The organism is Pelagibacterium sediminicola, assembly GCF_003390885.1.
GTDB classification, from domain to species: Bacteria; Pseudomonadota; Alphaproteobacteria; order Rhizobiales; family Devosiaceae; genus Pelagibacterium; species Pelagibacterium sediminicola.
This window is the reverse complement of record NZ_QMEL01000003.1, coordinates 415,658-436,664: the sequence shown is the minus strand read 5'-3', so window position 1 is coordinate 436,664 and position 21,007 is coordinate 415,658. Positions and strand designations below refer to the sequence as shown.

Here is a 21,007-nt window from a genome sequence, read left to right as displayed (position 1 = left end):
TCAGGCGACCGATGAGGCGCTTTGCTTCGCGTCGTCCCGCGTCTCGGCGATGATCACCTGGATTTCTCTGTCTTCGAGCATCTGGCGCTCTTCGTCGCGAATGCCACGGTCGGTGATCACCTTGTGGATTCGATCGAGGCGGCACAGGATCAGGCTCGACCGCTGCCGGAATTTCGAGGAATCCGCAAGGATGACGAGTTCTTCTGCCTGGTTGAGCAGTTTTTGCTCGGCCTGAATGAGCAGCGGGTCGGCTTCCGTCAACCCATGCGGGCCAATGCCCTGCGCGCCCATGAACATGCGACGGGCATAAAAATGCCTCGTCACATCGCTCTCGAACGGTGAGAGGATGATGTTCTGCTCACGATAGATCGTGCCGCCGGGAACAATGACGCTGTTCTTGGAATGGGTGAGCAAATGGCTGGCGATGGGAAAGGAGTTGGTGAACACCTGGCAGCGCCGGTTCGTCAGATGGAACACCATCTGGTAGGTCGTGGTGCCGCCATTGATGATGATGGAATCCCCTTCCTCGCACAGAGCCACGGCCTCGCGCGCGATGGCGCGCTTCAATCCGACATTGATCGTTTCATTGACTGAGAAGGGTCGCCCGATCAGTCCACCTTGCGTCGGCGGCGTCAGGGCTTCGGCGCCTCCGCGCACCCGCCGCAGCCGCCCTTGCACGTGGAGTGCAGCGATGTCGCGCCGTATCGTTGCTTCCGAGGTCTCGGTCAGTTCGACCAGTTCCTGAACGGTCGCGACGGGGCGGGATTGCACCGCCGAGAGAATGACGCGATGGCGTTCGCGTTCGTGCATGGACAATCCTCCCCGGATCTCTTGTTTTATTGGTGCAGCATCATCGGCGGATGGCTGAATCAGCGGTGGAAGGCCGATTGTCTGCTATCACCGATTGACGCAAGGCACCATGCTTCCTACCAGTTTCGATCAATGTCAATCATATCCTTGCGCAAATTTGCACGTTTATGATCGTATGTGATTGACATTGTAGTGTGAGCGGGTGCACATGATTGAGCCTGCGGGCGCGTCCCGCAAAGATCCCATGGGAGGTCCATTTCATGTCAGCCGGTACTGTGCCCTCGCGCCTTTCAGACCTGTGGGACGACGCTGAGGCGGGGAAAATGAGCGAGGCTGACCGGCTGGTTTACCGCTCCAATCTGCTCGGCTCGGACAAGCGCATCACCAATTACGGGGGCGGCAACACCTCCTCCAAGATTACCGAAAAAGACCCCCTGACCGGGGCCGATGTGGAGGTGTTGTGGGTAAAGGGCTCGGGTGGCGACGTCGGTTCGATCAGGCGCGACGGTTTTGCCACCCTTTATATGGACAAGCTGCGGGCTTTGAAGGGTCTTTATCGCGGTATCGAGCATGAAGACGAGATGGTCGGCTACCTGCCGCACTGCACCTTCGACCTCAATCCGCGCGCTGCGTCCATCGATACCCCGCTCCATGCGTTCGTGCCGCATCCGTTCGTGGATCACATGCACCCGGACGCGATCATCGCCATTGCGGCGAGTGCGGACAGCAAGACGCTGACCGGGGAAATATTCGGGGATGAAATCGGCTGGCTCCCATGGAAGCGGCCCGGCTTCGAGCTTGGGCTATGGCTCGAAAAGTTCTGTATGGAGAACCCTCAGGCCAAGGGCGTGATCCTCGAAAGCCACGGCCTGTTCACCTGGGGTGATACGCCGAAATCCTGCTACGAGACCACCATCGCCACCATCAACAAGGCGATCGCCTGGCTCGAGGAAAAAACAGCCGGCAAGCCTCCGTTCGATGGTCCAAGGGTGGACGCGTTGCCCGCAAACGAGCGCCGCGCCATCGCTGCGCGCCTGATGCCGGTCATTCGCGGCCATATCTCCAGAGACAGCCACAAGGTCGGCCATTTCGACGACAGCCAGGCGGTGCTCGATTTCGTCAATTCCAGCGCACTCGATACGCTCGCCCCTCTCGGCACGTCTTGCCCCGACCATTTCCTGCGCACCAAGATCGCGCCTCTGGTCGTGCCGTTTGATGGCGATGTCGACGCGACCCTCGCCGGACTCGAAAAGGCGATCGCCGATTATCGCGAGGGCTACGCGGCCTATTATGAGCGCTGCAAGCGCGACAACTCCCCCGCCATGCGCGACCCCAATGCGGTGGTCTATCTCGTTCCGGGCGTCGGGATGCTGACTTTTGCCAAGGACAAGGCCACCGCCCGCATTTCCGCCGAGTTCTATATCAACGCCATCAACGTCATGCGCGGCGCATCCGCCGTTTCGACCTATCGCGGGCTGGACGAGCAGGAAGCCTTCGACATCGAATACTGGCAGCTTGAGGAAGCAAAGCTCCAGCGCATGCCAAAGGCAAAATCGCTTGCCGGGCGCGTCGCGCTGGTCACCGGCGGGGCAGGGGGCATCGGCAAGGCGACGGCGGCAAGGCTTTTAGAGGAAGGCGCCTGCGTTATCCTCGCCGATATTGACGAGACGGCTCTTGCCGAGGCCAACGCCGAACTGGCGGGCGCTTTCGGCAAGGATGTCGTCCGCTCGACCCGCACCGACGTCACCGATGAATCCGCCGTCATCGCCAGCTTTGCCGAAGCCGCGACCGAATTCGGCGGGCTCGACATTCTCGTTTCCAACGCCGGGCTTGCGTCTTCCGCGCCCATCGAGGAAACGACGCTTGCGCTCTGGAACAGGAACATGGATATTCTCGCGACGGGCTATTTCCTCGTCAGCCGCGAAGCGTTCAAGCTGTTCCGCACCCAGAAGATCGGCGGCAATGTCGTGTTCGTTGCGTCCAAGAATGGGCTTGCCGCGTCGCCCAACGCCTCGGCCTATTGCACCGCCAAGGCCGCCGAAATCCACCTCGCCCGCTGTCTCGCGCTCGAAGGCGCCGCCGAACAGATCCGCGTCAACGTGGTCAACCCGGATGCCGTGCTGCGCGGCAGCAAAATTTGGTCCGGGGAGTGGAAGGAACAGCGCGCAGCCGCCTATAACATGGCCACGGACGAGCTTGAGGAACACTACCGCCAGCGCTCGATGCTCAAGCGTTCGGTGCTGCCCGAAGATATCGCCGAGGCCATCTATTTCTTTGCCTCCGAGATGTCGGCCAAATCGACCGGCAACATCGTCAATGTCGATGCGGGCAACGCACAGAGTTTTACGCGGTAAGGCAGGGGAAAAACCGGCTTGCTTTCGCATCCAGCCCCCCCCCTCCAATGTCACTCCGGGATTTATTCCCGGGGTCCAGTCTATGCTGGCCGCACGCACTGATGTTGAGGAAATATCGCGCTGGATTCCGGCAATAAATGCCGGAATGACAACGGTGGGAAGTTGAAGATAGAGGGAGGGTCGGTATGACGGAAAGAGGCATTTCAGCCGAGCATGTCGGGGTGCAAAACGAGCGTTTGGACAAAGGCTTGCGGTCCGATTTTGAATCGCTGGGCGAGAATCTCGACCGGCGCGGGGTCGAGATCGAGAAAATCGTCGAAAAGGTCTCCGGTTACGGTGTCGCCATCCCCTCCTGGGGCGTCGGCACCGGTGGTACACGCTTTGCCCGTTTCCCCGGTGAGGGCGAGCCGCGCGACATTTTTGACAAGCTCGAGGACTGTGCCGTTATCCACCGGTTGACCGGTGCGACCCCCAATGTCTCGCTCCACATTCCCTGGGACAAGGCCGACCCCAAAGCGCTGCGCGGGAAGGCCGATGAACTCGGTCTCGGTTTCGATGCGATGAATTCCAACACCTTCTCGGACGCAGCCGGGCAGGTCCATTCCTACAAGTTCGGCTCGCTCACCCATGCCGATCCGGCAACGCGCAGGCAGGCCATCGAGCACAACATCGAGTGCATCGAAATCGGCAAGGCCATCGGCTCGAAAGCGCTGACCGTGTGGATCGGGGATGGCTCGAACTTTCCCGGACAGACCAATTTCACCACCCAGTTCGAGCGCTATCTTGAATCGATGCGTGAAGTGGTCAAAGCCCTGCCATCCGACTGGCGCATCTTTTCCGAGCACAAGATGTATGAGCCGGCCTTCTATTCAACGGTCGTGCAGGACTGGGGCACCAACTATCTCATCGCAAAGGAGCTTGGCCCGCAGGCGTTCTGCCTCGTCGACCTCGGCCACCACGCGCCCAACGTCAATATCGAGATGATCGTCGCGCGGCTCATCCAGTTCGGAAAGCTCGGCGGTTTCCATTTCAACGACTCCAAATATGGTGATGACGATCTCGACACGGGCGCGATCGATCCGTTCCGCCTGTTCCTCGTCTTCAACGAACTGGTCGATGCGGAAATGCGCGACGCGAAGGATTTCGATCCCGCGCACATGCTGGACCAGAGCCATAACGTCACCGACCCCATCGAGAGCCTCATGCAGAGCGCCATGGAGGTGCAGCGCGCCTACGCTCAGGCGCTGCTGGTCGACCGTGAAGCGCTGAGGGGTTATCAGGACGGCAATGATGCGCTGATGGCCGCCCAGACGCTCAAGAAGGCGTTCCGCACCGATGTGGACCCGATTCTGGCCGAAGCGCGCCGGCGCGAGGGCGCCGCCATCGATCCGGTCGCCGCCTATCGTGCGTCCGGTTACCGCGCCAGGGTCGCGCGTGAACGCCCGGCGGTGTCGGGCGGATCGGGCGGCATCATCTGACTAGAAGGCTCGGTCGCCGCTACATGCGCTCGATGTTGCCGGCCACTTCATCGATCATGCGCGCCGCCTCGAGCATGTGCTTGTCGGTCGTTCCGGGTTTTGACAGCCGGTCCATGAGCACGTGGCGCAGATTGGCCATGGCCCGCCGCGTTGGCGCGCTGTCGGCCCGGCCCGCCTTGTTGCCGATGGCGTCGAGCCGCGTTTGCAGCATCTCGACCTGGCCGGAGCGCTCTTCGAGCAGCGTGCGTCCCTCGTCCGTGATCCGGAACGTTTTGCGGGTGCCGCTGGCCGCCGTTTCCTCGATCAGGCCCATATCGACCAGCAGGGTCAGGGTGGGATAAACGACGCCGGGGCTGGGCGTATAGATGCCGCGCGTGCGCTCTTCGATCTCCCGCATCAGTTCATATCCGTGCCGTTCCCCGTCCCCGATCAGGCCCAGCAATATGAGCTGGAACTGCCCGGAATCGAACAGCTTGCCGCGCCGCGAGCGCCCGCCACCAGCCAGCCCGCGCAGCCGCTCGGCACCCTCGCGGCTTCGATGATGATGTGCGTGACAAGTATGGTGTGTCATGTGAAGGGCTCCAGTGATCGTTACAGTCAAGATATATCTTAGATATAAAAATGTCAAGAATTGGGAGGCGGGGGCGATCAGCGTGTGCGGAAATTTCCACAGCGGTTTCTGGTGACCAAATTTCTCGGCAATCTGCCTGTTGACATATTGGAACGTTCCAAATAACGTTTCGGCCAATGAACGGACCTCCTTGGGAGGATTGACGCGGGGCTGGCGTCAGAATTGAGTTACGGGAGCAGGTGACGATGACGACTTGGGGTTTGATTGGCGCATCCACGATCGCCAGCGAATGGGTGATCGGTGCTATCCGCGCAAACGGTGGCGAGGTGGCCTCTCTCATGAGCACTGGCGGGGAGCGTGCTGCTGCTTACGCCAGCAATCACCGTATCGCCAGAACGGTCGCGAGCGTTGAGGACCTCGTTTCCGATCCGGCGATCGATGCGGTGTACATCTCGACCACCAATGAATTACACCGCGATCAGGCTATCGCGGCGGCGCGGGCCGGCAAGCACGTCTTGTGCGAAAAGCCCCTTGCGCTGACGGTTGCCGACGCGGTCGCCATGCGGGACGCTGCGCAGGAAGCGGGCGTGGTGCTGGCCACCAACCATCACCTGCGTGGCGCCGCCTCCCACCGGGCCATGCGCGACGCGATCGCCGAGGGCAGGGTGGGTACACCTTTAGGTGCCCGCGTCTTCCACGCCGTTTACCTCCCCGAGCACCTTCAGGGCTGGCGGCTGACGCGCCCTGAGGCGGGCGGCGGCGCCATTCTCGATCTTACCGTCCACGATATCGACACCTTGCGGTTCGTGCTGGGCGCGGACCCCGAAGAGGTCGTTGCCATGACGCAAGCCGGTGGCATGAGCGCGGGCGGCCTCGAGGACGGTGCGATGAGCGTTTTCAAGTTTTCCAATGGCGTTCTCGCCCAGTGCCACGACGCCTTTACCACCAAATATGTCCAGACCGGGTTTGAGGTGCACGGCACCGAGGGGTCGCTGATCGGTACCAATGTGATGACCCAAAAGCCGGTAGGCGATGTGATCTTGCGCAACGCGGAGGGTGAGCGCGCGCTCGAACTCGACGGCGTCAATCTTTATGACCGCGCGCTCGCCGCGTTCCACGGCGCGATCAAGGGCGAGGGCAAGCCTTTGGCCAGCGCCGAGGACGGCATCTGGTCTCTCGCTTCGGCGCTGGCGGCGCAGGAAGCGGCGCGCGCCGGCGCATCAGTCAGGATTGAGGTTTAAGCTCCGATGAGCAAGCAGATTTCACTCGCCGAGGCCGCTGGCCTCATTCCGGATGGAACGATCGTCACCGTGTCCTCGTCGAGCGGCCTTGGCTGCCCCGATGCCATGCTCAAGGCGATCGGCGAGCGGTTTGAAGCGACGGGCCAGCCCAAGAACCTCACGACGCTGCATCCCATCGCGGCGGGCGACATGAGCGGCATCAAGGGCATCGACCATATTGCGCGGCCGGGTCTGCTCAAGACCATCGTCGCCGGTTCCTTTCCTTCCGGCCCCTCATCGGCGGAGCCGCCGCTGATCTGGCAGATGGTGGGCAAGAACGAGATCGCCGCCTACAACATTCCATCGGGCATCCTGTTCGACATGCACCGGGAAGCTGCTGCCAAGCGCCCGGGGGTGCTCACCAAGGTGGGGCTCGAAACGTTCGTCGATCCCGACCAGCAGGGCTGCGCGATGAACGAGGCAGCCGCCGCCGACCCGGTGGTGAAGAAGGTGACGTTCGAGGGCGAGGAATGGCTCTATTTCAAGAACATCGTCCCGCAGGTCGCCATCATCCGCGCCACGACCGCCGATGAAAACGGCAACCTCACCTATGAACACGAGGGCGCCTATCTCGGCGGCTACGAACAGGCGCTGGCCGTGCGCAACAATGGCGGCATCGTCATCGCCCAGGTCAAGCGCGTGACGGCCAATGGCAGCCTCAAACCCCACGATGTGCGCGTGCCGGGCGTTCTGGTCGATTATGTCGTGGTCGATCCCGACCAGAAGCAGACCACGCAGACATCGTACGACCCGGCCATTTCGGGCGAGATCTTCCGCCCGCTCGACAGCTTCCGTCTGGCTGAATTCAACATCCAGAAGGTCATCGCGCGCCGCGTCGCGCAGGAACTCGAAGCCGGATCGGCGGTCAACCTTGGGTTCGGCATTTCCGCCAACGTGCCGCGCATCCTTCTTGAAGAAGGGCTCGATGGCGCGGTCACCTGGGTGATCGAACAGGGCCCGGTCGGCGGCATGCCGCTGCTCGACTTCGCCTTCGGCTGCGCAGCCAATGCGGACGCCTACGTCCCCTCGCCGCAACAGTTCATCTATTTCCAGGGAGCAGGCTTCGACGCGTCCCTGCTTTCGTTCCTGGAGATCGACAGGACCGGGTCGGTCAACGTCTCCCAATTGAGCTTCCGGCCTCACGTTACCGCGGGTGCGGGCGGGTTTGTCGATATCACCTCGCGCGCGCGAAAAATCGTCTTTTCGGGCATGTTCAATGCCGGGGCCAAACTTGCCGTCGAGGATGGAAAGCTGCGCATCGAGAAGGAAGGCAAGGTCAAGAAACTGGTGGACAAGGTCGAGCACGTCACCTTCTCCGGTCCGCGCGCCGTCAGGCAAGGACAGGACATAACCTATGTCACCGAACGCTGCGTGATGGCCCTGCGCCCGCAAGGGATCGTCGTGACCGAGATCGCGCCGGGCGTGGACCTCCAGACCGGTATTCTCGATCAGGCGGAATTCCCCCTGACCGTTGCCGATGATCTCAAGCAGATGGACGCCGCCCTGTTCGGCGCCGGGCCCTTCGGCCTCAAGCTCCCGCAAAAGCCGCGGAGGGTGGTCAATGGCTGACCCGCGCATCGAAACGACGATCGAGGGCGCTGTCGCGACCATCACGGTCAACCGGCCGGACAAGCTCAACGCCTTCGATATCGATATGCTCGTGGCGCTCGATGCCGCGTGCGACCGGATCGAGGCGGATGGGTCGGTGCGCGCCGCCATCGTCACCGGCAGCGGCAAGGCGTTTTCGGCGGGCGGCGACATCAAGGCGTGGGGAACGATGGAGCCCCAGGAGTTCGGCCATCAATGGGTCCGCATGGGCCATCGGGTCTTTTCGCGCCTTGCCGGTTTGCGCGTGCCAGTGATCGCGGCCCTCAATGGCCATGCGCTGGGTGGCGGACTGGAACTGGCGGGCGCCGCCGATATCCGTATCGCTGAACAGGGCATCAGGATCGGCCTGCCCGAGACCTCGCTGGGCATGGTTCCGGGGTGGTCGGGCACCCAGCGGCTGGTCCGCCGCTTCGGTACGCAGGTGGTGCGCCGCATGGTGCTGGGTGGCGAGATGTTTACGCCCGATGAGGCGCTTGCCCTGGGGCTGGTCGATCGCGTTGTCGAAAAGGGCGAGGCGCTCGCCGCAGCCCGCGACTATGCCGGCGCGATCGCTGAACGCGGCCCGGCGGCTCTCGAAATCACAAAACTGATGATCGGCATAGCGGCCGGGGAAGACGATGGCTCGGCGGTGGAAGCGCTGGGCTCGATTCTCGCCGCAAAGACGGGCGACATGCGTGAGGGGGTTGCCGCCTTCACCGAAAAGCGCCCGGCACGCTTCAAAGGAGAATGGTAATGGGCATTTTCGTGCGCCCGCAGGCGTTGGACTACAAGGCCCGCAACTTCAAGATGCTGATCGCCGGCCAATGGGCCGATGGCGCGGAGGGCAGGGAACTCGACCGTAATTCGCCCGCCCATGGCGTGCTCGTCAGCCGTTACGCGTCCGCGACCAAACAGGATGCCGAGCGCGCCATAGCGGCTGCGCGGAAGGCGTTCGATGAGGACCACTGGCCCAACATGACCGGTGCCGAGCGCGCCGCGATCCTGCTCAAGGCCGCCGACATGATCGATGCGCGGCGTGAAGAACTCGCCACCCTCGATGCGCTGGAAGCGGGCAAGCCGATCAGCCAGTGTCGTGGGGAGATCGAAGGTGCAGCCGATATCTGGCGCTACGCCGCCGCGTTGGCGCGCGACCTTCATGGCGAAAGCTACAATACGCTTGGATCGACGACGCTTGGAGTCGTGTTGCGCGAGCCGATTGGTGTGGTCTCGATCATCACGCCATGGAATTTCCCCTTCCTGATCGTATCGCAAAAGCTGCCTTTCGCGCTCGCCGCCGGCTGTACGACGGTCGTCAAGCCGTCCGAGCTTTCCTCGGGATCGACGCTCGTTCTGGGCGAAATCCTCATGGAAGCGGGCGTGCCCGAGGGTGTGGTCAACATCATCGTCGGGACCGGCCCGGAAGCGGGCGCGCCGCTTCTCGAGCATCCGGACGTCGACATGATCTCGTTCACCGGCTCGACCGGCGTCGGCAAGCTTGCCATGCGCAATGCGTCGGCGACACTAAAGAAGGTCTCGCTCGAACTGGGCGGCAAGAACCCGCAGATCGTATTCCCCGACGCCGATCTAGACGCCTTTGTCGATGCCGCCGTTTTCGGGGCCAATTTCAACGCGGGCGAATGTTGTAACGCGGGCTCGCGTCTCATCCTGCATGCGTCCATCGCCGACGAGGTGACTGCGCGTATCGTCGAGCTTTCAACCAAGGTACGGGTGGGCGACCCCATGGACCCGGCCACTCAGGTCGGCGCGATCATCACGCCTCAGCACCTCGAAAAGATTTCCACCTATGTCGCGGGCGCGTCCGAAGCGGGGGCTTCGGTGGCGCTGGGCGGGGAAAGCATTGATCTGGGCGCGGGCGATTTCATGGCGCCGACCATTATTTCGGGAGTTACGCCCGATATGGCGGTGGCGCGTGAGGAGGTTTTTGGGCCGGTGCTGTCGGTGCTGACCTTCAACACCGAGGCTGAGGCCATATCGATCGCCAACGCTGTGGACTACGGGCTTTCGGCAGCGGTCTGGAGCCGGGATTTCGACACCTGCATCACGATCGGGCGCAAGGTACGCGCGGGAACCGTGTGGGTGAATACGTTCATGGACGGCGCGTCGGAATTGCCGTTCGGTGGCTATCGCCAGTCGGGCCTCGGCCGGGAACTGGGCCGCCATGCGGTGGAGGATTACACGGAAACCAAGACGCTCAACATGCACACCGGGCCGCGCACTAACTGGTGGGTGCCCCGGAGTTGAGATGTGACCGAACGAGTCTATTTGCGTTTTGCAAAACCAGCATTAGACTTTAGTTGGAGATAACGAATTCCACCCGGCAATTGTGCCGGATGGTTTGAGCCGGCGGCGAGAACGTCCGCCAAGACCCTGAATGGGAGGATAAATATGAAAAAGCTTCTACTTGGCACCGCCGCCGTCGCGCTCATGAGCGCATCGGCAACGGTAGCGAATGCGCAGAGTGTGGAGGTTCTGCACTGGTGGACCGCTGGCGGCGAGGCCGCGGCGCTCGACGTGCTGCGTCAGGATCTGGAAAGCCAGGGTATTAGCTGGCAGGACATGCCCATCGCCGGTGGCGGTGGTTCGGATGCCATGACCGTGTTGCGCGCCCGCGTCACCGGTGGCAACCCGCCCACTGCCGTGCAGATGCTCGGCTTCGACATTCTCGATTGGGCCGCCGAAGGCGCGCTGGGCAACCTCGATGACATCGCCAGCGAGCAGGGCTGGGATGAGGTGGTTCCCGAGGCGCTCCAGGCGTTCTCCAAATATGACGGCCACTGGATCGCCGCCCCGGTCAACGTGCACTCGACCAACTGGGTATGGATCAACAACGATGCGCTCGAAGCAGCCGGTGGCGAGTTGCCCGAGAGCTGGGAAGACCTCATCGCGCTGCTCGACAATTTCCGTGAGCAGGGCATCATCCCCATCGGCCACGGCGGCCAGGACTGGCAGGATGCGACCATTTTCGATGCGGTCGTGCTGTCCATGGGTACGGACTTCTACCAGTCGACCATGATCGATCTCGATCTCGACGCCCTGCGTTCCGATACGATGGTCGAGGTCTTCGACCGCATGGAAACCCTGCGCGGCTATGTCGATGACAACTTCTCGGGACGTGACTGGAACATCGCCTCGGCCATGGTCATCACCGGTGAAGCCGGCATGCAGTTCATGGGCGACTGGGCCAAGGGCGAGTTCCTTGCCGCTGGTCTCGTGCCGGGTGAGGATTTCCAGTGCATCCGTTATCCGGGCACGCAGGGCTCGGTGACCTTCAACGCTGATCAGTTCGCCATGTTCAACGTGGACGCTGCCCAGGTTGAAGCCCAGCACGCCATGGCGGCCTCGATCCTGAGCCCGGAATTCCAGGTTGCGTTCAACACGGTCAAGGGTTCGGCTCCGGCCCGCACCGACATCGACGATTCCGCCTTCGACGCCTGCGGGCAGAAGGCCATCGCCGACCTCGCCGAAGCAAGCGCCAATGGCACGCTGCTGGGTTCCATGGCCCATGGCCACGCCAACCCCGCCAGCGTCAAGAACGCCATGTATGACGTCATCACCGGCCACTTCAACGGCGAATATACGTCCGAGGAAGCTGCCGAGGAACTGTCGCTCGCCGTTGAAAGCGCAATGTAAGCCATTCTGAAGGCTGCGCGGCGGGGGATACGTTCCCCCGCCGCGTCCTTGATGCCGATACATTCAAGCCGCTCGCGGACGCGATCGGCCTGCGGCCCTGGCGAGGAACACTGAAAATGATGACGCGCAACCGCATCCAGGACTGGATACCCAAGCTGGTGCTCAGCCCCAGCTTCTTTCTGATGCTGATTTTCGTATATGGCTTTATCGCCTATACGGGCTATCTCTCGTTCACCAACAGCCGCATGTTGCCCAGCAACGAGTGGATCGGCTTTGATAATTACGCAAGACTGTGGTCGCTTCCGCACTGGAACCGCGCCGTCATGAACCTTGCGATATTTGGTTCGCTCTACATCGCCATCTGCACGGTGATCGGCCTGGGGCTGGCTATTCTGCTCGATCAGAAGATCCGCGCCGAGGGCGTGTTGCGACCCATCTATCTTTATCCCATGGCCCTCTCGTTCATCGTCACGGGTACGGCCTGGAAGTGGTTTCTCGATCCCGGCGTCGGGCTGGAGCACACCATGCACCTGTGGGGCTGGGAGAGTTTCAGCTTCAACTGGATCAAGGACCGCAATTTCGCGATCTATACCGTCGTCCTCGCCGCCGTCTGGCAAACTTCCGGGTTCGTGATGGCCATGTTCCTTGCCGGATTACGCGGCGTGGACAACGAGATCATCAAGGCCGCGCAGATCGACGGCGCGTCCAATGTCACGATTTACCGGCGCATCGTCATTCCGCTGATGCGGCCCGTTTTTCTCTCGGCCTTCGTGGTGCTCGCGCACCTCGCCATCAAATCCTACGATCTCGTCGTGGCGCTGACCGGCGGCGGGCCGGGACAGGCGACCGAACTGCCCGCGACGTTCATGTATTCCTATACCTTTACCCGCAACCAGATGGGCGTGGGCGCGTCCTCGGCCATCATCATGCTGATCATGATCTTTTCGATCATCATCCCCTATCTTTATTCCGAACTGCGCGGGGAGAAGCGGACATGAGCGTTCCGAGCACCCAGGTCGCCTTCAGCCATTCGCGGCTGACGCGCGCGCTGATCTATACGGCTCTTTTGCTGTTTGCGGCATTCTACATGCTGCCGCTCTACGTGATGATCGTAAATTCGCTGAAACCCCTCGACGAAATCCGGGGCGGCGGCATTCTCGATCTGCCTGAGATGTGGACCATCGAGCCATGGCTCAAGGCATGGTCGACAGCCCAGATCGGCGTCCAGCCTACCGGCTTGCGTCCCTATTTCATCAACTCGATCATGATGGTGGTGCCCGCCGTCGCCATCTCGACGGTGCTTGGTGCGTTCAACGGCTATATTCTCACCAAATGGCGCTTCCGGGGAGCCAACATCGTATTCGGCATGTTGCTGCTGTCGTGCTTCATTCCGTTCCAGATCGTCCTCATTCCCATGGCGCGTATCCTTGGGCTCTTTGGGTGGTCGGGGACGCTCCAGGGGTTGATCCTCGTCCACATCGTCTATGGACTGGGCTTCACGACGCTTTATTTCCGCAATTACTACGAAGCCTTCCCGACCGAACTGGTCAGGGCCGCCCAGATCGACGGCGCCGGGTTCTTCCAGATTTTCTGGCGTATCCTGCTGCCCTCATCGGGACCGATCATCGTGGTTTCGGTCATCTGGCAGTTCACCAATATCTGGAACGACTTCCTGTTCGGCGCATCGTTCTCGGGTTTCACCTCGACGCCGATGACCGTGGCGCTCAACAACCTCGTGAGCTCGTCCACGGGGGTTGCCGAATACAACGTTCATTTCGCGGGCGCGATCCTAGCCGCCCTGCCTACACTCATCGTCTACATCGTTTCGGGCCGCTACTTCGTGCGTGGCCTGATGTCGGGCGCTGTAAAGGGATAGTCCCATGTCATTTCTCGCCATCAAGAATCTCTACAAGTCCTTTGGCTCGCTCGAGATTCTCAAGGACATAAATCTTGAAATCGAAGAGGGCGGCTTCCTCGTGCTGGTCGGCCCCTCGGGGTGCGGCAAGTCCACGCTGCTCAACACCATCGCCGGTCTCGAGCCGATCACGTCCGGTGAGATCGAGATCGCCGGCAACTCGGTCGAGGGGTTGCACCCCTCCAAACGCGACATCGCGATGGTGTTCCAGTCCTACGCGCTCTATCCCAACATGACGGTGCGCGGAAACATCGCCTTCGGCATGGAAATCCGCAAGGTGCCGGCCCCCGAGCGCGAAAAGGCGATCAAGGAAGTGGCCGACATTCTGCAGATCGGGCACCTGCTCGACCGCAAGCCCAGCCAGCTTTCGGGCGGCCAGCGCCAGCGCGTCGCCATGGGGCGCGCGCTCGTGCGCAACCCGCAGGTGTTCCTGTTCGACGAGCCGCTGTCCAACCTCGACGCCAAGCTGCGCGTCGACATGCGCACCGAGATCAAGCGCCTGCACAACCGTATGAAGACGACCATCGTCTATGTGACCCACGACCAGATCGAGGCCATGACGCTGGCCACAAAGATTGCGGTGCTCAAGGACGGGATTCTCCAGCAATTCGGCACGCCCGCCGAAATCTACAACAACCCCGCCAACATGTTCGTCGCCGATTTCATGGGCTCGCCGGCGATGAACCTGTTGCCCGCGCGCGTGATCGAGCACGGAGGCGCCACTACCATCGAGTTGGCCCGCCCGGACGATGATCCCCTGCGGCTGCCCCTAAAGAACGGCACGCTTTCGGAACATATGGGCCGCGATATCGTCTTCGGCATTCGTCCCGAGGCGCTGACCGATCCCGATGGGGCGGACCGCAACGCCGATGCGCTGATCGAGGGCGAATGCCTGATCGATGTTGTGGAGCCGGCTGGCTCTGACACCTTCGCGGTCACCAAGATCGGCGACAAGGCCGCCGTGGCACGCCTTCGTGCCGACGCCCGGATCATGGCGGGGCAGAAAACGCCGCTCGCGTTCAATCTCGACAAGGCGGTGTTTTTCGATCCCCAGACCCAGCAGCGGATCGCTTGATCACCGATGCCCGCGTCTCCAGACATCGTCATCATCGGCTCAGGGATAGGTGGCGCGACCATCGCGGCGGGGCTCGCCCCGTCGGGTGCGGACATATTGATCCTCGAGGCCGGGGATCACTTGCCCGATACGCCCCATAACCGCGACCAGCGCGCCATTTTCCAGCGTGGCCATTTCCGGCCCAGGGAAGAATGGTTCGATGCCAGCGGCGCGGCGTTCAATCCCGGAAATTATTATTATGTCGGGGGCAATTCAAAGTTCTACGGCGCGGTGCTCTCGCGCTACCGCGCCGAGGACTTTGCCGAGCTTCGCCACCGCGAGGGCGTGTCCCCGGCATGGCCCTTCGCCTACGAAGAACTCGAACCCTGGTATGGGCTGGCGGAAACGCTTTACAACGTGCGCGGGACGATCGGCGAGGACCCGACCGAACCGCCTCATTCCACACCCTATCCCTTTCCCCCTATCGCCGAGGAACCGGCCATCGCCAGGGTCCGTGCGCGGCTCAAGGCCAACGGGCTCCATCCCTTTTCGCTGCCGCTGGGGCTCGATATCGACAAATGGCTCGCCAAGGCCAAGACACCATGGGACGCGCATCCCAATTGCGATGACGGCAAGATGGACGCTGAAACCGCTGCTCTCGCGGTGGCCCGCTCACATGACAATGTGCGGCTCGAAACCGGCGCGAAGGTGCTGAAGCTCTCGACCGCCCCGGACGGCAAGGCCGTCACCGGCATCCATTACGAACAGAAGGGCGAAGTGCACGAGATCACGCCAAGGCTGGTGATCCTTTCGGCGGGCGCGGTGCAATCGGCGGCCCTGCTGCTGGCCTCGGCGGACGACGCCAACCCCAATGGCCTTGCCAACCGCTCCGATCAGGTGGGCCGCAATTTCATGAACCACAACGCGAGCGCGGTGATCGCGGTCGCGCCGGGGTTCATCAACGACTCCATCTACCAGAAGACCTTCGCCCTCAACGACTTCTACCTCTCGGATGGGGAGGGTGGGGCCCCGCTGGGCAATGTGCAGCTTCTCGGCCGCGTATCGGGCGCCATCCTCAAGGCCAATATGCCTTTGGTGCCGGAATGGATGCTCGATCAGGTCGCGCGCCACGCCATCGATTTCTATGCCATGAGCGAGGACCTGCCGTCCCCCGATAGCCGCGTGCGGGTCGATGGTAAAAGAATTGTCCTCGAGTGGCAGCGTACCAACTGGCAGGCCCATCTCGATCTGGTCAGGAAGCTCAAGACTGTGCTGAAACAGGCCGGGTTTCCGCTCGTTCTCGCGCGTGCCTTCGATAAACGCACCCCGTCCCATCAATGCGGCACCGTGCGCATCGGCAACGATCCTCGGACCGCGCCGCTCGATGTTTATTGCCGTGCGTTCGACCATCCTAACCTCTTCGTCGTCGACGCCTCGTTCCTGCCCACCTCGGCCGCCGTCAATCCGGCGCTGACCATCGCCGCGCAGGCTCTGCGTGTTGCCGACCACATAAAGCAGACGGATATTGCGGCATGACGGGCAGCGATCGCAGGCCGACCATCATCGACGTGGCGCGGCAATCGGGCGTTTCCAAATCGACGGTCAGCCTCGTGTTGCAGAACAGCCCGCTGGTCAAGGAGGAGACGCGCCAGCAGGTCCGCGCCGCGATGCAGGAAATCGGCTATGTTTATAATCGCTCCGCCGCCAAGCTCCGGGCCGCCAACCCCGATCTGATCGGACTCGTCATCAACGATCTGCGCAACCCGTTCTTTACCGAATTTGCGACCTCGCTGCAGATGGCGCTTTCCGAGCGCGGCTATGCCGTCGTCATCGCCAATACAGACGAAAACTCCAACCTCCAGACCGATGTCGTGGGAGCGATGATCGAGCATGGGGTCGCGGCCCTCATCATTTCGCCCGCCTATGGTGAGGACCTTGCGACCTTCGAGGCGATCGAGCGCGCCGGGATACCGGCCATGCAGGTCCTGCGCAGTGTTGAGACGCGAACCGATGTCTTCCCGTTCGCCGCCCCCGACTATGTCAGCGGAAGCCGGGCGGCGACCGAACACCTGCTCGCCGGCGGCGCAAGGAAAATCGCTTTCGTCGGCGGGCTCGAGGGCAGGGGGGTAACGAGCGAGCGCCTCTCGGGCTACCTCTCCTTGCTCGAGGAAAAGGGCATTGAGCCGATCGTCCTGACGGGCCGCTCTACGCGCGCTTTCGGCAGGGAAATGGCCCGCACGCTGGCCGAAAACTATAGCGACGTAGATGGCGTCATCTGCTTCAACGACCAGGTGGCGCTGGGGCTTTTGTCGGGATGCGCCGAGATCGGCAGGGCCGTGGGCACCGATCTCAGGATCGTCGGCTTCGACGACATCGAGGAGGCCGCCCAGACCTGGCCCACCGTCACCTCGGTCAGATGCGACATTGCCGGGTTTGGCAGGACGATTGCCGAAACCGTGGTCGACTGGCTCGAAGAAGGAAAGGTCCCGCCGCCTGAATACAGGTCCGGCGTCTCCCTCATGGTCCGGCAATCGAGCGGCGGCACGCCCGCGCCGGAAACCTTACGGAATGCGATATGACCATTGATGTTCCCCAGTCCATCCTTGATGAACTGACCGATGTCGACATGCCAAGGCTCGCCCCCGAGCCGCATTCGGAGGAAGCGTTGACGTTCGACGGCGTGAGTGTGCCGGTCCATCGCTATGGCTGCGTCGTCGTCGGGTCGGGCGCTGCGGGTTTGCGCGCGGCGGTGGAACTCAAGCGGCGCGGCGACAGCGTCGCCGTCATCAGTCAGAGTGCGTGGGGCGGCACGTCCGCCTGTTCGGGTTCGGACAAGCAGACCCTCCACACCGCCAACACTTCCGATCATGGCGACGATTATCACGCAATGGCCCGCGCCATCCGGGCGGGCGGGGCGATGGATGCGGACACCGCCTATGTCGAGGCCATCGGCTCGGCCAGGATGATGGCGAGCCTCCAATATCTCGGGCTGCCGCTGCCGCAGGACCGGCTGGGCGGCACGTTGCGCTACCAGACGGACCATGACGAGGTTGGCCGCGCGACCAGTTGCGGCCCGCGCACCTCCCGGCTGATGGTGAAGGTGCTGGCCGAGGAGGCGATCCGACTCGAGGTTCCGATCTTCAACCAGACGACTGCGGTCAGGATCGTGACCGCAGGTGAGGGCAAGAACCGCCATATCGCTGGCGTCCTCGCCTTCCGGGTCAAGGAGCGGTCGGAGGCCAACCCCATGGGCCTTGTGCTCTACCGCTGCAACGTCCTCGTTCTCGCCGCCGGCGGGCCGGGAGAGCTTTATCGCGACAGCGTCTATCCCAATGGCTGCTTCGGGTCTCTGGGGCTCGCGCTCGATGCCGGGATCGAACTGGTGAACCTCACCGAGAGCCAGTTCGGCATCGGGACGAGGCGGGAGGGGTTTCCCTGGAATCTCTCCGGCACCTATGTGCAGGCAATGCCGCATATCTATTCGGTCGATGAAGCAGGGAACGAGCATCACTTCCTTGCCGACTATTACCGCTCGACACGGGAGCTTGCCTCCAACGTCTTCCGCAAGGGCTATCAATGGCCGTTCCACGCCACCCGGATGCTCGGTTTCGGCTCCAGTCTGGTCGATCTTGCCATCTACCGCGAGCACGCCGCCGGCCGTCGTACCTTCATGGATTTCAACCGCAATCCCCTGCCGGTGGAAGGCGATCAGCCGTTCGATCTCGAACGGCTCGATGACGACGTCCGGCAATATCTCGCCAACGCGGGGGCGACCCAGACGAGCCCCATTGAGCGCCTTGCGCATATGAACCCCCTGGCAATCGAGCTTTACCGCCGGTACAAGATCGACATCGCCACCGAACCCCTCGAATTCGCCGTCAACAACCAGCACATGAATGGCGGCGTAATGGTCGACGTCTGGGGGCGCAGCAATCTGGCGGGGTGCTACGCGATTGGCGAAGCGGCGGGCACGCACGGCGTTACCCGTCCCGGCGGGGCGGCGCTCAATGCGGGGCAGGTTTTCGGCACCCGCGTTGCCGAACATATCGCGGCGGGCGGGCAGGCGAGGGCAATGCCCTCGGCAGACCCTGATGGACTGGCGACGGAAGCGCTGACGCATCTGATTGGTACGGTGAGGGCGGAAAGCTCCGTTGCGGTGAAATCAGTCCGCACGGAGGTGCAAAACCGCATGAGCGATCATGCGGGGCTGTTTTGCACCCCCGAGGGGATCGGCGCCGCGCTGGAGGACGCCAAAAAGCTTAACGCCACGATCTGCGAGCAGGGGGTTGCCCACGGGCACGCGGGGGAGGCGGTAAGGGCGGCCCAATGGCAGCAGATGGCGCTTGCGTCCGAAGCTGTCCTTGCAGCGCTCGATCACTATATCCGCCAGGGCGGTGGCAGCCGGGGCGCGCGCGCCATATGCGCGCCGGACGGCGAGACGGCACCCCGGACGCGCCACGGCGAACTGGAAGAATTCCGTTTCCGCGAGGAGCGCGAGGCGCACAAGGGCGAGCAGATCGTCGTCCGCTATGAGGACGGAAAGATGATCGTCTCGACGCGCCGCAACAGGGAATTCGATGAAACAGCGCGCCCATTTTTTGAACGCGATTGGCCCGATTGGCTCACGGGCCGCATCTATGCCTCGTGACTTGGATTTTGGAACGTTCTAAAAGAACGCGCATAAGCGCTCAGGAGAAGATCATGGCGCAAACTTACGACTTCATCATTGTGGGCGGCGGCTCGGCGGGCTGCGTGCTGGCGGCACGGCTCTCCGAGAACCCCGACGTCAAGGTCCTGCTGCTCGAAGCTGGCGGGCGCGATATCCATCCCTTTTACCACCTGCCTGCCGGGTTTGCGAAGATGACCAAGGGCATCGGGAGCTGGGGCTGGCAGACCGTGCCGCAAAAGCACATGAACGACATGGTCATCCGCTACACCCAGGCCAAGGTGATCGGTGGCGGCTCGTCCATCAACGCGCAGATCTATACCCGCGGCAACGCCCTCGACTACGATGAATGGCGGCAGATGGGGTGCGTCGGCTGGGGCTATGACGACGTGCTCGAATATTTCCGCAAGGCCGAGGACAACGACACCTTCAACGACCGCTACCATGGACAGGGGGGGCCGCTCGGCGTCAGCAAGCCCGCCGCGCCCCTGCCGATCTGCGAGGCGTTCTTTGACGCCGCGGGCGAACTGGGCATCCCGCGCAATGCGGACATGACCGGTGAAAAGCAGGATGGCGTGGGTTACTACCAGCTCACCCAGCGCAATGTCAGGCGCTCGTCGGCGTCGATGGCCTATCTCGCCCCCATTCGCGGCAAGCGCCCGAACCTGACGATCCGCACCGGCGCGCAGGTCCTGCGCATTCTCGTTGAAAACAACAAGGCTGTGGGCGTCGAGCTTGCCGATGAGGGCGTGATCCGGGCGGGAAGGGAAGTGCTGCTGTCTTCGGGTGCCATCGGCTCGCCGCGCCTGCTCCAGCTTTCCGGTATCGGGCCCGCCGATCACCTCCGCGAAGTCGGCGTCGAGGTGGTTTACGACCATCCCGAGGTCGGCGCCAACCTGCAGGACCATCTGGATCTGTTCGTCATTGCGGAATGCACCGGCCCCCATACCTATGACCGCTATGCCAAGCCCCATTGGTCCGCCATTGCCGGTCTGCAATATCTGCTGACCCGGGGCGGGCCGGTCGCTTCGAGCCTTTTTGAGACGGGTGGGTTCTGGTACGCCGACACGAACGCCCGCTCCCCCGACATCCAGTTCCATCTGGGCCTCGGCTCGGGGATCGAGGCGGGTGTCGCGGCGATGAAACAGGGCGGGGTGACGCTCAACTCGGCCTATCTGCGCCCGCGCTCGCGCGGCACCGTGAGGATCGCCAGCGCCGATCCCAACGCAGCGCCGCTCATCGACCCCAATTACTGGGCCGATCCCCATGACCGGGAGATGTCCATCAAGAGCTTGAAGCTTGCCCAGGAGATCATGAGTCAGGACGCGTTGAAGCCGTTCATCAAGGCGGAGCGTTTGCCCGGTCCCGACGTGCGGACCGATCAGGATTATTTCGATTATGCCTGCCGCCACGCCAAGACTGACCACCACCCTGCCGGAACCTGCCGCATGGGCGCCGATGACCGTGCCGTCGTCGACAGCGAGTTACGGTTCAACGGCATCTCCGGCCTACGGGTGATCGACGCCTCGATCATGCCCACGCTGGTATCGTCCAACACCAATGCCACGGCCATCATGATCGGCGAAAAAGGGGCCGACTTCGTCCGCCGGTCACACGGAATCTGAACGAGGGAAAAGCGGG

At 62.5% G+C, this 21,007-nt stretch carries 16 protein-coding genes; 14 read left to right on the top strand and 2 right to left on the bottom strand.

Annotated elements, in window-relative coordinates; translation table 11 throughout:
* Complete coding sequence (locus DQG18_RS08245) at nucleotides 1-810, bottom strand: DeoR/GlpR family DNA-binding transcription regulator (protein WP_116653742.1); 810 nt, start codon at nucleotides 808-810, stop codon at nucleotides 1-3.
* A gap of 260 nt (nucleotides 811-1,070) precedes the next feature.
* Between DQG18_RS08245 and DQG18_RS08240 the strand changes: the two genes are divergently transcribed.
* Nucleotides 1,071-3,164, top strand: coding sequence for a bifunctional rhamnulose-1-phosphate aldolase/short-chain dehydrogenase (locus DQG18_RS08240; RefSeq protein ID WP_116653741.1), 2,094 nt, complete (start codon nucleotides 1,071-1,073; stop codon nucleotides 3,162-3,164).
* Nucleotides 3,165-3,349: 185 nt separating this feature from the next.
* A complete protein-coding gene (gene rhaI / locus DQG18_RS08235) occupies nucleotides 3,350-4,642 on the top strand; it encodes an L-rhamnose catabolism isomerase (RefSeq protein WP_116653740.1) in 1,293 nt (430 codons plus the stop codon).
* Nucleotides 4,643-4,661: 19 nt separating this feature from the next.
* Here the strand turns inward: rhaI and DQG18_RS08230 are convergent, their stop codons facing one another.
* The gene (locus DQG18_RS08230; protein ID WP_198669707.1) at nucleotides 4,662-5,213 is read right to left on the bottom strand and encodes a PadR family transcriptional regulator; all 552 of its coding nucleotides are present in this window, start codon (nucleotides 5,211-5,213) and stop codon (nucleotides 4,662-4,664) included.
* A 245-nt stretch (nucleotides 5,214-5,458) separates the two neighbouring features.
* Between DQG18_RS08230 and DQG18_RS08225 the strand changes: the two genes are divergently transcribed.
* The 12 genes from DQG18_RS08225 (at nucleotide 5,459) to DQG18_RS08170 (ending at nucleotide 20,991) form a co-directional block, all read left to right on the top strand.
* Nucleotides 5,459-6,454, top strand: coding sequence for a Gfo/Idh/MocA family protein (locus tag DQG18_RS08225; RefSeq protein WP_116653739.1), 996 nt, complete (start codon nucleotides 5,459-5,461; stop codon nucleotides 6,452-6,454).
* Nucleotides 6,455-6,460: 6 nt separating this feature from the next.
* Nucleotides 6,461-8,062 carry an acyl CoA:acetate/3-ketoacid CoA transferase gene (locus DQG18_RS08220; protein ID WP_116653738.1) on the top strand — a complete coding sequence of 534 codons (1,602 nt, stop codon included), beginning with the start codon at nucleotides 6,461-6,463 and terminating at the stop codon, nucleotides 8,060-8,062.
* Nucleotides 8,055-8,834 carry an enoyl-CoA hydratase/isomerase family protein gene (locus DQG18_RS08215; protein ID WP_116653737.1) on the top strand — a complete coding sequence of 260 codons (780 nt, stop codon included), beginning with the start codon at nucleotides 8,055-8,057 and terminating at the stop codon, nucleotides 8,832-8,834. Before DQG18_RS08220 ends, DQG18_RS08215 begins: the two co-directional genes overlap by 8 nt.
* Complete coding sequence (locus DQG18_RS08210; RefSeq protein WP_425454218.1) at nucleotides 8,828-10,342, top strand: aldehyde dehydrogenase family protein; 1,515 nt, start codon at nucleotides 8,828-8,830, stop codon at nucleotides 10,340-10,342. Before DQG18_RS08215 ends, DQG18_RS08210 begins: the two co-directional genes overlap by 7 nt.
* Nucleotides 10,343-10,486: 144 nt before the next feature.
* Nucleotides 10,487-11,731 carry an ABC transporter substrate-binding protein gene (locus tag DQG18_RS08205; RefSeq protein WP_116653735.1) on the top strand — a complete coding sequence of 415 codons (1,245 nt, stop codon included), beginning with the start codon at nucleotides 10,487-10,489 and terminating at the stop codon, nucleotides 11,729-11,731.
* 116 nt (nucleotides 11,732-11,847) lie between these two features.
* A complete protein-coding gene (locus DQG18_RS08200) occupies nucleotides 11,848-12,729 on the top strand; it encodes a carbohydrate ABC transporter permease (protein ID WP_116653734.1) in 882 nt (293 codons plus the stop codon).
* Nucleotides 12,726-13,607 carry a carbohydrate ABC transporter permease gene (locus DQG18_RS08195; protein WP_116653733.1) on the top strand — a complete coding sequence of 294 codons (882 nt, stop codon included), beginning with the start codon at nucleotides 12,726-12,728 and terminating at the stop codon, nucleotides 13,605-13,607. Before DQG18_RS08200 ends, DQG18_RS08195 begins: the two co-directional genes overlap by 4 nt.
* Nucleotides 13,608-13,611: 4 nt before the next feature.
* Complete coding sequence (locus tag DQG18_RS08190; protein ID WP_116653732.1) at nucleotides 13,612-14,721, top strand: ABC transporter ATP-binding protein; 1,110 nt, start codon at nucleotides 13,612-13,614, stop codon at nucleotides 14,719-14,721.
* A 6-nt stretch (nucleotides 14,722-14,727) separates the two neighbouring features.
* Nucleotides 14,728-16,236, top strand: coding sequence for a GMC oxidoreductase (locus tag DQG18_RS08185; RefSeq protein WP_116653731.1), 1,509 nt, complete (start codon nucleotides 14,728-14,730; stop codon nucleotides 16,234-16,236).
* A complete protein-coding gene (locus tag DQG18_RS08180; protein WP_116653730.1) occupies nucleotides 16,233-17,279 on the top strand; it encodes a LacI family DNA-binding transcriptional regulator in 1,047 nt (348 codons plus the stop codon). The genes DQG18_RS08185 and DQG18_RS08180 overlap by 4 nt, the downstream gene beginning before the upstream one ends.
* Complete coding sequence (locus DQG18_RS08175) at nucleotides 17,276-19,348, top strand: FAD-dependent oxidoreductase (protein WP_116653729.1); 2,073 nt, start codon at nucleotides 17,276-17,278, stop codon at nucleotides 19,346-19,348. The genes DQG18_RS08180 and DQG18_RS08175 overlap by 4 nt, the downstream gene beginning before the upstream one ends.
* A 53-nt stretch (nucleotides 19,349-19,401) precedes the next feature.
* A complete protein-coding gene (locus DQG18_RS08170; protein ID WP_116653728.1) occupies nucleotides 19,402-20,991 on the top strand; it encodes a GMC family oxidoreductase in 1,590 nt (529 codons plus the stop codon).
* Nucleotides 20,992-21,007: the final 16 nt, after the last annotated feature.